This is a genomic window from Poseidonibacter lekithochrous (assembly GCF_013283835.1).
GTDB classification, from domain to species: Bacteria; Campylobacterota; Campylobacteria; order Campylobacterales; family Arcobacteraceae; genus Poseidonibacter; species Poseidonibacter lekithochrous.
Genome location: NZ_CP054052.1, coordinates 2,874,035 through 2,889,081, shown reverse-complemented (window position 1 = coordinate 2,889,081; position 15,047 = coordinate 2,874,035). Strand labels below are relative to the sequence as shown.

Below are 15,047 nucleotides of genomic sequence, written 5' to 3'. Positions count from 1 at the left end.
CCATTTTGATAATGAGTTTAAATTTATTTTAAGATAAAATTAAGTTGATTAATATAAAAATCTAAATGTTTAAAAGGAAATATATTGATTGAAACAGAAGATATTATTAAAATTGCAAATTATTTTTCAATTATTGCTCATTCACCTGGTAGGTTAAGAGTGAGAGTAAACCCAAAAATCATAAAAGAGGGTGGAAATTTAACACTTGCAGATATTGAAAATCTTCCAAATAAAATAGATGGAATAAAAGAGATAAAAATAAAAAAAATTATAGCATCAGTTACTATTACTTATGATGCAAATGTTTTTAGACCATCTTTATGGGAAGATTTAATCGCACAAAGAAATTTAGAAGAGGTTTCTTCTATTATAAATACTTTAGCCAAGGAGGTAGTGTAAATGCAACAAGTAAATGTAGATCAAGCGTTATTAGATGCTCAAAGAGTAAACCCAAATGATCCTCAACCAGTTTTAGCACAAGCTTTAAGAATTGCAGCTTTTGATGAATTTGAGGCTTATAATACATATAATAATGTAATTATGAAATTCGGTAATGTTATGCCTTTTGCTAATATTATTAATTCTGAAATTACACATTACAATGAAACTGTAACATTAATGCAGAAGTACGGTATTGAAGCACCTTTTGTTTCTCAAACACAAATTGAATTACCTAACACTTTACAAGAGTGTTGTGAAATAGCAGTATCAGCAGAAATTGATAATATTGCTTTATATGACAATTTATTAATGTATGTAAATGAACCAGATGTAAGAGATCTATTTTATAGAATTCAAGCAGCATCTTATAATAATCATTTACCAGCATTTAGAAATAGTGTTGATTCTTTTTATAATCAAAACAACCAGCAAAATAATGCAGGAAATATGATGGATAATATGGCTGAGTATCAAACATTAATTGAAGATGCTATGAGTGGTAATATCGATCAAAACAAAATAGTATCAATGTTATCAAATATGAATATGTCAGTTATCGGTGGTCTAGCAGTTGGTGCACTTGGTGGAGTAACACTTAGTAATCTAATGAATAAAGAAGATATAAACGAAGAAGAATAAGGAGTTTATTATGGCACTTCCATTTATTTTAGGTATAGCAGTAGGCGCAGGGGCAGTAGTAGCTTTTAATAGAAGTAAAAAAATTCAAGATAAAACACATGATATTTTAGAAAAATCAAAAGATTTAGCTAGTGATGTGAAAAAAAATGTAGAATCAACAGTAGCTTGTGTAAAAGATAAAATTGATAAAAAAGAAAATAGCCAAACAGTAGAAGAAAAAGAAAAAAGCGGAGAAGTTTAATGAAAAGTAGTTTTGAAAATACTGGTGTTATGAAACATCATATTGTAAGTGGTGCAGCTGTATCTTTATTAGCAGCAGGTACAGTAAATGTAATGAAAGTTAGAAAAGGTGAAGCAACACCTAGTAAAGCTATTAAAGAAGTAGTTAAAAGAACAACTCAAGGTACAATTGCAACTGCAAGTGTAGTAGCTGCTAGTAATTATAAGGGACAAAAAAACGGAATGTTTAAAGCCTTAACTGCATTAAGTATTGGTGCAATGGGTGTTTACGCTGTTGAAATGATTGATAAAAAATTCAATGCCGATTTGGATGAAGAAGTATTTGAAGAAGAATTAGCTTGTGAAAGTATTGAAAAGGAAGTATTAAATGATGAACAATAATCAAAACCCAGCAGATTTACAACAAAACCCAGCTGATGCTCAGGGGAATGTAAATCAAGTAAATTCAACAAATCCAGTTAATGCTGCAAATGCTGGAATTCAAAATAATCCATATATTAATAATATGAATACTCCACTAGTAAATAATACGGGTATGCAAAATAACCCATATATTAATCAAAATGCTAATAACATGAATAATCAAATGCCAGTAGATGGACAAAACAATGATTCTTTTGTTAATGGTGATTTTGTTAAAGGTGCTTTAATTGGTGCAGGAATTGCATTTCTTCTTACAAATAAAACAACTCAAAAAGCTATTTTTAATGGTTTCTCAAAAGGGTCTGAATTAGTTCAAGCTGGTATTGAAGAGTTAAAAGAAAGAATGGAAGATGCAAAAGCTCAAATGGAAACAAAAGAATTTTAGGGATCAGTATGAGCGGAAATAGATTCAAAAAAGTTCATGGTACATCTTCACGGGCAAGATATAAATTTGAGCTTTTAAAAGATGAATACATTGATGATAATATACTTAAGAGATATCTTGAAAAAATAGAGCATGTTACTTCTGTTAGAATTAATAAAAAAGCCTTAAGTATTATTTTTACTTTCAGTGAAGATGTAAGTGAAGAAATAGAAGATAGATTAAGAGGTGTTGATAGTGATAAACTATTAAGTAGTATTGATAATGAAGCTTCAGTTTGTGTATCTTGTGTTAGTGATGAGGAACCAAGCTTAAAAGGTGTTGGACTTGCTAGTGCTGCCTTAGTTAGTGAGAGATTTATAAAAAATGATTTTATAAATGCAACTTTTGCTACAACTGCTGCTACTCCATTATTAATTGATGGTACAAAAGAGTTATTCAAAGAAGGATTAACTTCAAGAGTATTAGAAAGTGCTGCTGTTGGTATATCATTATTAAGAAAAGATTATCTTGCTGCAAACTCAACAAATGCAATGTTAGAGTTAGGTGAGTATATTGAAGAGACTACAGTTCATAGAAGTGATGACTTATTAAAAGAGTTATCAAAACCTAATGTTAAAGAAGCATGGGTTGAAAAAGAAGAAGATGGAAAAGTAGTAGAAAAATTAGTACCTAGTGAAGAGATTCAAGTAGGTGATATTGTAGTAGTTTCTGCTGGTAGTACTATTCCTGTAGATGGTCATATTGTATACGGAGATGCTAGTGTAAATCAAGTATCTATGACTGGTGAAGCTGAACCTTTAAAGAAACAAAGAGGAGATAGAGTTATCTCTGGAACTGTTTTAGAAGAGGGTAGATTAAAAATCTGGGCTGAGCATGTTGGAGCTGATACAGCTACACAAAGAATTAAGCACTATATTGAAAGCTCATTAAATGAAAAGTCATCTGTACAATTAAAAGCTACTAAACTAGCTGATAAACTTGTACCTGTTACTTTAGGTTTAGCGGGTGTTTCTTATGTGATGAAAAAAGACTTTGAGAGAGTAGCTTCTATTTTACAAGCAGATTATTCATGTGCTTTAAAACTTGCAACTCCAGTTGCTTTTAAATCTACGATTTCAAAAGCAGGGCATGAAGGTATTATGATTAAAGGTGCTAAATCAATTGAAGCATTAAATTCAGCTGATACTTTTATCTTTGATAAAACTGGTACTTTAACTCAAGGGGATTTAGAAGTAATTGAAGTTCAATCTTTTGATGAGAATTGGACTGAAGAAGAAGTTCTAAATCTTACAGCTAGTACGGAAGAACATTATTTCCATCCTGTTGCTGAAGCGGTTGTAAAAGCTGCTAAAAAAAGAGGTTTCGTACATATGCACCATGAAGAAGTTGAGTTTATTGTGGCTCATGGTGTAAAAACAGAAGTAAAAGAAAAAACTGTAGTAATTGGAAGTAGACACTTTTTAGAAGATGATGAAGGAATTGATTTTTCTGCTCATAAAGAAAAGATTGATAAAAGTATAGATGAAGGAAAAACATTACTTTATATAGGTTATGGGAATACTTTACTTGGAACAATTGCTTTAAGTGATCAAATTAGATACAACACAAAAGAATCAATTATAAGATTGAAAGAACTTGGAGTAAAACATACAGTTATGCTTACAGGTGATGTAGATAAAAAAGCTCAGATGGTAGCTGAAGAATTAGGTATTGATGAGGTATATTCTGAGCTTCTTCCAACGGATAAAGCATCAATTGTTAAAAAGATGATGGATGAGGGAAGAAAAGTAGCATTTGTTGGTGACGGTATTAATGATGCTCCTGCTTTAATCTCTGCACATGTTGGAATATCTATGAGTAAAGGTGCTGATATTGCTAAAGCTACTGCTGATGTGTCTTTATTAAAAGATGATATTGGTGCAGTTGTAGAAGCAAAAGAGTTGGCAAATAAAACTATGAAATTAATTAATACGAATTTCAATGCAACAGTTGGTATTAACTCTGCTATTCTTGCAGGTGCTACATTTGGTGCATTTTCACCTATTGTAACTGCAATTTTACATAATGGTACAACTATTGGATTACTTTTAAACTCAATTAAGGGTGTTAAATTAAATAAGTAAAATGACCTTGATAATAATTATCAGTTTACTTTAATCTTTGATTAGATAATATACTGATAACTATTATCAAAAGGAAAATTTTATGCCATTTATTTTACCACTTGCTACTGTTATTACAGCAGCATTAACTTATGAGACTTTAAAAGGAACAAAAAAAACTATTGATAGAAGACAAAGAAGGAAAAAAAGGAATGAAACTTGATCTAGAAGTTAAGAAAGAAGTTGCCAAAATTGGAATGACAGCAACTTTAGGAGCTACTGTAGTAACTTCAATGTTTATGAAAAATAAACTAGCTAAAAAGACTCATGTAATCGCAGGTGTAGCCTTCTGTGGATTTGCTTTATGGCATCATACTTTATACAAACCAACTGACAAAAAAAAGAAAAAAACAATACCTAGTAAAAAAGATAAAGAAGTTTTATTATCAAACGAGAATAATTAGTATTTGTAATTTTGGAAAACTTTGGATATACTAATGCACATTATAAAGTTTAAGGGTAAATTTTTATGGTAAATAATGAAGAAGTAATAGAAGAACTTAAAAAAATTGTTAAGCAAAAAGGTTTAAAATACACAGAACAAAGAGAAATTGTTCTTAATATTTTAATTAATGCTACTGATCATTTAAGTGCTGAAGAAGTATACAATGAAATTAAAAGCCAATATAAAGAATCAAATATAGGTATTGCAACTGTTTATAGAGCTTTAAGCTTTCTAGAAGAGGTAGATTTAATTACATCTATTACTTTTGGAACAGATGGTAAAAAATATGAAAGCAATGCTAAGTCTCACCATGATCACTTGATTTGTACATCGTGTGGTAAAATTGTTGAGTTTTTAGATGATGAAATTGAAAAAAGACAAGATAGAATTGCAAAAAAGAATAAATTTAAAATTACTAGTCACTCTATGCAACTGTATGGAACTTGTGAAACATGTAGTAAATAAAAACTAAAAGTTAAACTTTTAGTTTTTATCCTAATTATAAGATATCACCTTTGATATCTTCAATCCAGGCAGATATTCTTTCATCTGTTAAATCATCTTGATTATCTTCATCAATAACTAAACCAACAAATTGTCCATCAATCTCAGCTTTTGAATCATCATACTCATAACCATCAGTTGAAGTAAATCCTACAACATTAGCTCCTGTTGAATTAACGTGTTCATAGATAATACCTAAGGCATTACAAAAATCTTCACCATAACCTTCTTGATCACCTAAACCAAATAAAGCGATAGTTTTAGCAGATAAATCTAATGCTGCGAAATCATCCCAGATGTCATCAAAATCGTCATTTAATTCACCTTCACCCCAAGTAGAACCACCAATAATAACTTTGTCATAATCACTGATCTTTGATACGTCTGTTGAACTTAAATCGAAAACTTCTACTTCTCCAAGACCTTCTGCAATTTTACCTGCAATTTCTCCTGAATTTCCTGTACTACTTGTGTAAAAAACAGCTGTTGCCATATTTTTTTCTCCTATAATATTTATCTCATTATTGATCGTAAAGAGTAAGGGATTGCTTTAATCTGATACTCTTTATTTTTTAATTCATCTACGAAAATTGGTATTTGTCTTTTAAACTCGTCATCTTTAGGATAGGCTAAATAGACTTGATTAAACTCTCCCTTCTTAATGCATTTAATTGCACTTTGAAGTTCGTCTTTGATATTAGGTTTTTTAACTACAATATTTTTCCAAGAAGTATATATTCTTAAATTACATACGTCTTTTGATTTAATTGAAATTGAATTCCCTAAATCAATTACTTCCTTATCGTGATGAAGTTTTGATACTTTATTTAAGACAAATTCATGAAATAATAAATGCTTATCAATAAGTAGCTGCATATTTTTATTTATAAAACAATGTGATATTAATTTTGCAGCTGGTAATAAATTTTTGCTTGTTACGAATACAGAATTATTTACTTCTTTTTGCAGATAGTTGTTTATAATAATTGTTGATTTTAAACAAAAATTAAAAGTTCTATTTTCTTTTGATATTTTAATAAATGAGTTTGGAAGCATACTATTTATTTTGTATTCAAAGGCTTGTTTTAATGGATAAAGAGAAAGTTTTCTTTGTTCTACTTTTGTAAAATGACAAAACGATTTTAATACATTATTACTCAAGTTTAAAAATAGTTGTCTAAGTTTAATAGTTGAATTAAATGTATCAAAACCTTTAGGCAGTAACTCTTTGTTATTGTCAAATCCTACAAAATCATCACAGTAATTAAAAGAATTAAAAGTCATTATTTCTTCTTCTCACAGTTAGCATAACAGTCAGCACAATCTTTAATACCCATAATCTTTACATATTCATCGTAAACACAAGAAATAGATCTCTTAGCACAAACAAATGGAATGTTTTTCTTTTTTGCTTCATTTTTATATTTTAACATTGTATTATGATTTAAAAAAGATGTTAACATAACAATACAGTCTGTATCTAATGGCACTTTCTTTTTTGGTGCTGAAGATTTTTTTCTTGCATCCCAATGGTTAATTGTTTTTGCACCTAGTCCTTCTAACATTGCTGAAATGTGTGAAATTTTATCTCCACCAATTACTAATATACTCATCTTCTGCTCCTTAGCAAGTGCACCCAGTGGGTTTCACTAAGTCAATTTTATTTTTTAATTCGTAACAAGTTTTCATGATATTTCCTTTTGTATTGATAATCATTATTAGTATATTACACTATGAAATCTTAATCTTTTATTAATAGTGAGAATAATTATCATAATGTTTGAAATATTTTTGAGCATAAAAAAAGGTAAGAGAAAATCTCTTACCTTTTTAGGAGAATTTGTGTATTGTTATTAGAATTCGAAAGTTAAATTAGCAACTAATTTTGATTTATCTACATCAGAATCTAAAGATAAGTCTGTGTACATAACGTCAGCACTTAAGCTATCAGTAATACCATAAGCAGCACCTACAGTTACTTCTGAATCTTCTTTGTTTGTAGTGTCATTTTCTGCTTTAGCGTATAATGCAGATAATTCTACGTCAGCAATTGTATATGCAGCTGATGCATAAATAGTTGAAGTATTAGCAGCGTAAACGTAATCACCTAATTCTTCAGTAGGATCAACATTATCACCGAATGCAGAAATTGAAGCAACACCTGCATCTTTATCTGTATCAATGTAACCAGCAGCAAAAGCAAAACCAGCTACAGCTGCTCTAGCTTCGAAATGCATGATAGAACCGTCTTTAGCATTAGCAACCTTTTCATTACTTGTAGCATAGTGAGCAGTTACACCAAATGCATCAGTATCGAAATCAGCTTTAATACCATAGAAATCAGCTACATCTTTAGCAGAGTAGAAGTATGGGTTTAATACTGTGTTTTCAACACCTTCAAATTTTGCATCAACAACGTAAGCACCATCTTTAGTAACGTCAGCAAATTTCTTTAATTCATCTCCACCAACAGCAGCTTGTCTAGAAGTATAACCAGCAACTAAAGTAGTTGATGGAATAGCAGTAGTAGCAACAACGATAGCTTCATTGAAGTCACCTAACCATTCTAAATCAATTTCTTGTCTACCAGCAGTAATAGATACTAAATCATTTGAATAAGAAATATTTGCAACATTCATCACAGAGTTTTGTTCAAAATCACCTTTGTAATCGTCATTTTCTTTTTCACCAAATTTATGTCCAGCTCTAAATCCAGCATTTGCAGAAATTCCATTTACAGAATCAGTTGAGTAGTTTACTCCGATAGTTCCAGCAGTAAATCCAGCATCTTTATTTCCTGCTCCATTATCCCAAGATTGTGTATGTACAGAGATATCTCCAGAAACTTTACCATTTTTGAAAGCTTCATCTACATTTTTAGAGTCTGCATAAACTGCACTTGATGTTAATACTAACGCACTTGCAATAATACTTAATTGTTTTTTCATTTTGTCATGTCCTTTATTTGTATGAATTTTTAGGAGAAAAAATTCAAATGTCGATGGAATAGTAATAAAATATATATTAAAAATAGCTTATAATGATTATGGTTATCATTATAAAATATAAAACGGAATTTATAATTGTATTTTATTTTCCATTAAATGCAACTTAGTTGCATTTATGATTTGCTTGATACTTTATATAAATTCACATACCAGTCATCAATAAGGTCTTCTTTTGTTAGTGAACAAAGTGAAAGTTCTATTCCTTCTGCCGAATAAGTGGCGTCTTCAATCTTTTCTTCGGGTACGTCAAGAGCATCAATGCAGTAGTCACAAACTACTTCATCGTATATAAATTCTTCTTCTCTCCAACCATCTTCAAACGAAGTAATTAAAAAAAATGTTTCCATGGGATTCCTATAATGATAAAATAAGTGAGAATTATTATCAATTATGCCTTAAAAAAAGATAAGTTTTAAGAAAAAAAGTGAATTACTTTTTTTCTTGTGGTGAGTATTTGAAAAATACGTATAAAACAGCAACCATTACAACTACTGTAATAATTGACATGAAACTTAGTTCAACTTCCGGTCCTGCACCTCTTTGATAATCTTTTGGCATAAATAAAAACATTGTTGAAAGTAACATAAATGAAGATGTAACAACAGCAATTAAATGTGCAATTACTTTGTGAAATTTTGTAGCATAAAAATCTTTTACCATCTTCCATGTGATAAATGACGCAGTTAGTACAATAACAAGTACTATAATTTTCTCATATTGTGGTTCCAATCTCTTTCCTTCGTATTAAGTGGTATATTCTATGTATAATATCCTTAAATAAGCCTTTTGACGAGACTTTATCCCTTTTTTATATGGAAGTATTTTTTATTGGAAAAATCATTTTTTTTCTGGGAGATTAAAAATTATCATTTGCTCATATAATATACACATTATAAAATTATTAATTGTATTTAATGTCATATTTACTATATAATTTTATATTATTATCTATTTAAAAAAAAATTAAAAATTCATCAGATTATTATTTAATACAAAAAAATGTATTATCATATAAGAGAATATATTTAAAGGTATTAAATTATGTATTATTTACAATTAGAATTAGGAAAATATTTATGAATTTAATAAAAATAAAATTTATAATATTAGTATTATTATTTAATATCACACTTTTTGCAAAAAATGAATTAACAAAAGTAAGTATACAATTATCATGGTTTGATCAATTCCAATTTGCTGGTTACTATATGGCAAAAGAAAAAGGAATCTACGAAAAATTTGGTCTTGATGTTGAAATAAAACCATTTAATTATGGACTTGATACTGCAAGTGAAGTTAACAAAGGAAATATTGATTTTGCTGTAGGTCGAGAAACATTAATTTTAGAAAAAGTAAATAGAAAAAATGATTTAGTAATTTTATATGCCTTATTCCAATCTTCTCCTTTAGTTTTATTATCAAAAAAAAGTTCTAATATAAAAACTGTTAAAGATTTTGAAAATAAAAGAATAATGACTACACTAGATGATGCCAATGAAATTTCTTTGAAAGCAATGGTAAGTTCTTCAAATATTGATACAAAAACTCTTAAATTACAAAAACATAGCCATGATATTAACGATTTAATTAATGATAATACAGATTTGATTTCTGCATATATTTCTAAAAGCCCATATTTATTGAAAAAGAAAGGAATTAAATATAATATTTTTGAACCAAAAAATTATGGTTTTGATATGTATAGTGACTTTTTATATACAAGTAAAAAATTAGTTAGTAAAAATAAAAATATTGTAAAAGCTTTCAAAAAGGCTTCTTTAAATGGGTGGAAATATGCTTATTCAAATATAAATGAGAGTGTTGATTTAATTAATAAAAAATATAATAGTCAGAATTTATCAAAAGGTGAGTTGTTATTTGAGGCAAAAGAGTTAAAGAAACTATCTTATTTAAATACATATAATTTAGGAGATATTAAAGAGAGTAAATTAAATAGAATTTATGATTTATATAAGGTTATGGGACTTATTAACTATAATGTTAAATTAAATGACTTTATTTTTGAAGATACACACTCTAGTATTTTTCTTAATGATAAAGAAGAAAACTTCATAATTAACCATCCCAAAATTATAATTGCTAGTGATAAAACACGTAATCCTTATATTATTGAGAATCAAGATGGCTCTATTTCTGGTTTTGATAGTGAAGTTTTACATTTAATTAATAAAGTTAGTGGAGCTAATTTTGTTTTAAAAACAGGCAAGGGTAGTGAGTTAGAAAATAATCTAAAAAATAAAAAGATTGATGGTTTTGCTACAAGTATAAAATATAAAGAAAGAGAATCTTTTGCTAATTTTTCTAATAAATATTTGTCTTTACAAAAAATGATTATTGTTACAAAAGACAATCCTAATAATATTAATAAAATATCTGATCTCTTGGGTAAAACACTTGTTATAAATAAGAATAATTTACTTGATATGAAAATTGTAAAAAGATTTAAAAATATAAAAGTATTAGAAGTTGAAAATACAACTGATATTATAAAAGCTCTAGTTTTAGGAAAGGCTGATGCAGCTATTGGAGAACTAGGTATATTTTACTATGCCAATAGAATGGGATTACCTTATTTAAAACCTTCCTTTTTAATCAATGATAAGTTAGAACATATTTATACTATTAGAAAAGATTGGCCTGAGGCTATAGGTATTATTAATAAATCTTTAGACTATATAGGTGAACAAAAACTACTTGAAATAAAGAAGAAATGGCTTTGGGATATAAAAGATATTCTTTTATTGAAGAATAATGAAAAGCTCTTTCTAAATGAAAAAGAAAAAAAATATTTAAGAGAAAAAGTATTTTTAAAAGCATGTACCGCGCCTGATATTATGCCTTATGGAAAATTTAATTCGAAAAAAGAACTTGAAGGTATCTCAAAAGATATTATTGATTTAATCTCAAGTAAAACATATACCCAAATTAAAACAGTTCCAACTTCTTCTTGGAAAGAATCCTTAGCAAAAATAGGTACAGGTGAATGTGATATTTTGCCAATAGCTATAAACGTAAAAAGCAGATTTCAGAAAATGAATTTTACTTTTCCTTATTTAATGCAACCTTTAGTAATTGCAACTGGTAATGATGAGCTTTTTATTAAAGATGCTAGTGATATTGGAAATAGGAAGGTGGGAGTATTTAAAGACTCTGCTGTATTTGAGATGTTAAAAAGTAAATATCCAAATCTAAATATTGTTTTAGTTAAAAATCCAGAAGATGGATTACGAAGAGTTAATAATAAAGAACTCTTTGGATATATAGATTCACTTGTATCTGTGGCTTATAATATCAAAAAAACTGCCTTTTATAATCTAAAAATTGCAGGAAGATTAGAGTTTAATTTTCCTTTTAGTGTTGCATCAAGAAATGATGAACCTATATTAAACTCTATTCTAGAAAAAGTTATTAGTGTTACAAGTAAAGAAGAGAAAGAAGAGTTATTAAATGATTGGTTGTCTATTAAATTTGAAAAAGATATTAATTATGATTTAGTTTGGGAAATTCTTGGAAGTTTTCTTTTGGTTTTACTCGTATTAACAATATTTTTTATTAAACAAAATAAACTACGTAACGAAATTGTTGATTTAAATAGAACCTTAGAAATAAGAGTACGAGAAGAAGTTGAAAAAAATAGAGAAAAAGATAATGCTTTATTTAGACAATCAAAACTTGCTTCTATGGGTGAAATGATTGGTAATATTGCCCATCAGTGGAGACAACCACTAAATAGAATAAACTTGAGTTTATCAGTAATTACTATGTTAGTTGAAAAGGGTGAGTTTGATAAGAAAATGATAAATGATAAAGTTGAAAGTGCAGAGAAAAATATAAAATATATGTCTGATACTATTGAGGATTTTATTAATTTCTTTAGACCTGATAAAAAAATCACTGATTTTTGTATGGTAAATACTATTGAGAGATGTTTGAAATTATTAGAAGGTAGAATCTCTGATATTAAATTTACTGTTCCAAAAGAGAGAAATATTAAGATACGTAACTATGAAAATGAATTCTTACAGGTATTATTAATTATTTTAAATAATGCTATTGATAATTTTGCTATAACTAAAGTAGAGAATAAAAAAATCCATATTTCATTACTTGAATATAGAGAGAACATAAAAATATCTGTTATGGACAATAGTGGTGGAATAGCACAAGAGAATCTTGAAAAGATATTTGAACCGTACTTTACTACCAAATTCAAAAAAGAAGGGACAGGCTTGGGATTATATATGGCAAAGATGGTTGTTGAAAAAAGTATGAACGGTAAACTTAATGTTTCTTCAATAAATAAAAGTAGTACTTTTGTAATAACATTAGAAAAAAAGAAAGAGGAAGATAATAATGAATGATTTAACACTATTATATGTAGAAGATGATTTAGAAGCATTGGAAGATGTTGTTTATTTACTAAAAAGGTATTTCAGTAATATTTATACAGCAACAGATGGAGAAGAGGCATTAGAGCTCTTCTCTGCCTATTCTCCTGATATTGTCTTACTAGATATTAATATCCCTAAAATAAATGGTTTACAAGTAGCTAGTAAAATTAAAGAGATAAATGATGAAATTCCTATCTTATTCCTAACTGCTCATAGTGAAACAGAAAAACTTCTAAAAGCTATTGATCTTCGAGCTATTTCTTATATAATCAAACCTTTTAGTATTGAAGAGTTAAATGAATCAATAGTGAAGACTATAAAAATGTTAAACAAACAATCTTTAAACAATAATATTCTAACTTTTACAGATAGCTTTTCTTGGAACATTGAATTAAAAGAGTTATCTTATAAAGATGAAAAATTAGATCTAACAAAAAATGAAATCTTATTAATTGAATTACTCATAAACAACAAATCAAGATTTTTAACAGCGCAGGATATATCAGAGATGATTTTCCCTGATAAACAAGTGGAATCTAATAGTATTGTTCAGCTTATTTCTCGATTTAAAAACAAAGTTGCTAAACAAACTAATCTTAAAAGATTTTTTATTGAGAACATTTATAGTCAAGGATATAGGATAAAATAATAATATTTGTCATTATTGTAATATATTTGTATGATACTATGTTATGAATAATATAACATAAGGATGATTGTGAAAAATAAAGAGATAATCCTAGATAAAAATACGATGATTGTATCTGAGACAGATGCAAAAGGTATTATAGTTTATGCAAACAGTGATTTTTGTACAATTGCTGGATATGATAAAGAAGAATTAATTGGTCAGCCTCATAATATGGTTCGACATGATGATATGCCAAAAGCTGCTTTTGAAGACTTATGGAATACTGTAAGTTCTGGTAAAATCTGGAATGGTATTGTAAAAAATAAAACTAAAGATGGTTCTTATTATTGGGTAAATGCAACTGCTTATCCTTCTACTGATGTAAATGGTGATAGAAGATTTATCTCTGTAAGAGTAAAACCTACTATTGATGAAATCAATAATGCTCAAACTTTATATAATCAATGGGTTTAGGTAGATAGTATGTTTTTTAATAAAAAGAAAGATAAAAAACTTGTATTAGAATCTCTTGATATTATTGAAGAGTATCTAAAAAACAATATTAATTCTATTGAACCTTCTCAAAACTCTAAATCAAAAGATTTTAAACAAATTGAATCAAAGCTAAATTCTATTATTCAACTAATGCAAAATACAAATCAACAGAATCTTACTGTATATGGTGAAATAATGCTTGCCTGTGAAAAAATATCTGATGGATATACAAATGATAAAATTGTAGCTACTTCAGATGATGTGAAATTAAACTATATTGCAAAAAGTCTAAACTCAATGTTTGATAAGCTAAATATTGGAATAAATGATGCTTTGGATATATTAAATCAGTATAAATCTCAAAATTATGTAAATAAAATCAATGCAGATGTTTTTACTGGTGGTGCATTACAGGGTTTATTATTAGGTATTAATAACTTACAAGATGAAATAACAAATCAAATGAAAGTTAGTTTCAAACAAGGTTTAATATTAGAGCAAGACTCAGATGAGTTATCAAAAAAAGCAGAATTATTATCTCATTCAACGCAAGAGCAAGCAGTAGCTATTGAAGAAACAGCAGCTGCAATTGAAGAGATAACTTCTACTATAAAGAATAATAATACTCATGTAAGTAAGATGCTTGAGCTTGGAGTAAAGGTACAAAATACTTCAAATTCTGGTGCATCATTAGCTGAAGAGACATTTGAGTCAATGGAAGATATAAATGACTCAACATCTAAAGCTTATGAATCTGTAAATCAAATATCACAAATAGCATTCCAAACTAATATCCTTTCATTAAATGCAGCAGTAGAAGCAGCAACAGCTGGAGAAGCTGGTAAAGGTTTTGCGGTTGTAGCTCAAGAGGTGCGAAACTTAGCTACAAAAAGTGCAGAAGTAGCAAAAGATATAGAAGAGTTAATGGACTCATTAAGAGCAAAAGCTCAAAATGGTAAAAACATTGCCAATAAAATGAACGAGGGTTATGTAGAGTTAATCTCTGATATTAATAATACTGTTGATTTAATACATGAAGTAAATGGTTCTATTTCTGAGCAAACTACTGGTATTACACAAATTAGTGATTCTATAAATGAAATTGATTCAGCAGTACAGAATAATTCGGCAATTGCATTAGATGTAAAAAATGTAGCAAATAAAAGTAAAGAAGTATCTAGTGAAATTGTTGAAAATATAAGTAGGGTAGAGTTTATAGGTAAAGAGCAAATTTCAATATAATAAAATGGTAAAACCATTTT

At 28.1% G+C, this 15,047-nt stretch carries 18 protein-coding genes; 12 read left to right on the top strand and 6 right to left on the bottom strand.

The genetic code is table 11. The features are described from left to right. Positions 1-84: 84 nt before the first annotated feature. The 8 genes from ALEK_RS13920 (at position 85) to ALEK_RS13885 (ending at position 5,200) form a co-directional block, all read left to right on the top strand. Complete coding sequence (locus ALEK_RS13920) at positions 85-399, top strand: hypothetical protein (protein WP_083574650.1); 315 nt, start codon at positions 85-87, stop codon at positions 397-399. Beyond that, on the top strand, positions 400-1,080 hold the full coding sequence (locus ALEK_RS13915; RefSeq protein WP_071626979.1) for a ferritin-like domain-containing protein: 681 nt from the start codon (positions 400-402) through the stop codon (positions 1,078-1,080). Positions 1,081-1,090: 10 nt separating this feature from the next. Then, positions 1,091-1,321 carry a hypothetical protein gene (locus ALEK_RS13910; protein WP_071626980.1) on the top strand — a complete coding sequence of 77 codons (231 nt, stop codon included), beginning with the start codon at positions 1,091-1,093 and terminating at the stop codon, positions 1,319-1,321. Then, positions 1,321-1,701 (top strand): hypothetical protein, encoded by a 381-nt coding sequence (locus tag ALEK_RS13905; RefSeq protein WP_071626981.1) that lies wholly within the window; start codon positions 1,321-1,323, stop codon positions 1,699-1,701. Before ALEK_RS13910 ends, ALEK_RS13905 begins: the two co-directional genes overlap by 1 nt. Further along, positions 1,688-2,128 carry a YtxH domain-containing protein gene (locus ALEK_RS17595; RefSeq protein WP_228146289.1) on the top strand — a complete coding sequence of 147 codons (441 nt, stop codon included), beginning with the start codon at positions 1,688-1,690 and terminating at the stop codon, positions 2,126-2,128. The genes ALEK_RS13905 and ALEK_RS17595 overlap by 14 nt, the downstream gene beginning before the upstream one ends. 8 nt (positions 2,129-2,136) lie before the next feature. Continuing rightward, positions 2,137-4,251 carry a heavy metal translocating P-type ATPase gene (locus tag ALEK_RS13895; RefSeq protein ID WP_071626982.1) on the top strand — a complete coding sequence of 705 codons (2,115 nt, stop codon included), beginning with the start codon at positions 2,137-2,139 and terminating at the stop codon, positions 4,249-4,251. A gap of 191 nt (positions 4,252-4,442) precedes the next feature. Further along, entirely contained in the window at positions 4,443-4,694 is a 252-nt protein-coding gene (locus ALEK_RS13890; RefSeq protein ID WP_071626983.1) for a hypothetical protein, read from the top strand. A 65-nt stretch (positions 4,695-4,759) separates the two neighbouring features. Continuing rightward, a complete protein-coding gene (locus ALEK_RS13885; RefSeq protein WP_071626984.1) occupies positions 4,760-5,200 on the top strand; it encodes a Fur family transcriptional regulator in 441 nt (146 codons plus the stop codon). 34 nt (positions 5,201-5,234) lie between these two features. Here ALEK_RS13885 and ALEK_RS13880 read toward each other — a convergent pair whose 3' ends face one another. The 6 genes from ALEK_RS13880 to ALEK_RS13855 all read right to left on the bottom strand — a co-directional run bounded on the left by ALEK_RS13880 (position 5,235) and on the right by ALEK_RS13855 (position 8,976). Beyond that, positions 5,235-5,732: a flavodoxin gene (locus ALEK_RS13880; protein ID WP_071626985.1), complete on the bottom strand. Its 498-nt coding sequence runs from the start codon at positions 5,730-5,732 to the stop codon at positions 5,235-5,237. A 20-nt stretch (positions 5,733-5,752) separates the two neighbouring features. Further along, positions 5,753-6,523: a hypothetical protein gene (locus ALEK_RS13875; RefSeq protein WP_071626986.1), complete on the bottom strand. Its 771-nt coding sequence runs from the start codon at positions 6,521-6,523 to the stop codon at positions 5,753-5,755. Continuing rightward, on the bottom strand, positions 6,523-6,852 hold the full coding sequence (locus ALEK_RS13870; protein ID WP_071626987.1) for a DUF2325 domain-containing protein: 330 nt from the start codon (positions 6,850-6,852) through the stop codon (positions 6,523-6,525). The genes ALEK_RS13875 and ALEK_RS13870 overlap by 1 nt, the downstream gene beginning before the upstream one ends. A 240-nt stretch (positions 6,853-7,092) precedes the next feature. Then, entirely contained in the window at positions 7,093-8,187 is a 1,095-nt protein-coding gene (locus ALEK_RS13865) for an Opr family porin (RefSeq protein WP_071626988.1), read from the bottom strand. Between the two features lie 173 nt (positions 8,188-8,360). After that, positions 8,361-8,594, bottom strand: coding sequence for a hypothetical protein (locus ALEK_RS13860; RefSeq protein ID WP_071626989.1), 234 nt, complete (start codon positions 8,592-8,594; stop codon positions 8,361-8,363). 82 nt (positions 8,595-8,676) lie between these two features. Continuing rightward, positions 8,677-8,976 carry a hypothetical protein gene (locus ALEK_RS13855; RefSeq protein ID WP_071626990.1) on the bottom strand — a complete coding sequence of 100 codons (300 nt, stop codon included), beginning with the start codon at positions 8,974-8,976 and terminating at the stop codon, positions 8,677-8,679. Between the two features lie 347 nt (positions 8,977-9,323). On the opposite strand from ALEK_RS13855, the gene ALEK_RS13850 reads away from it, so the two are divergent. From ALEK_RS13850 to ALEK_RS13835, 4 genes are all read left to right on the top strand, one after another. After that, positions 9,324-12,629 (top strand): ABC transporter substrate-binding protein, encoded by a 3,306-nt coding sequence (locus ALEK_RS13850; protein WP_071626991.1) that lies wholly within the window; start codon positions 9,324-9,326, stop codon positions 12,627-12,629. After that, the gene (locus tag ALEK_RS13845) at positions 12,622-13,308 is read left to right on the top strand and encodes a response regulator transcription factor (protein ID WP_083574651.1); all 687 of its coding nucleotides are present in this window, start codon (positions 12,622-12,624) and stop codon (positions 13,306-13,308) included. The genes ALEK_RS13850 and ALEK_RS13845 overlap by 8 nt, the downstream gene beginning before the upstream one ends. 63 nt (positions 13,309-13,371) lie before the next feature. Further along, positions 13,372-13,764: a PAS domain-containing protein gene (locus ALEK_RS13840; RefSeq protein WP_083574652.1), complete on the top strand. Its 393-nt coding sequence runs from the start codon at positions 13,372-13,374 to the stop codon at positions 13,762-13,764. Positions 13,765-13,773: 9 nt separating this feature from the next. Beyond that, on the top strand, positions 13,774-15,027 hold the full coding sequence (locus ALEK_RS13835) for a methyl-accepting chemotaxis protein (protein ID WP_071626994.1): 1,254 nt from the start codon (positions 13,774-13,776) through the stop codon (positions 15,025-15,027). Positions 15,028-15,047 lie beyond the last annotated feature (20 nt).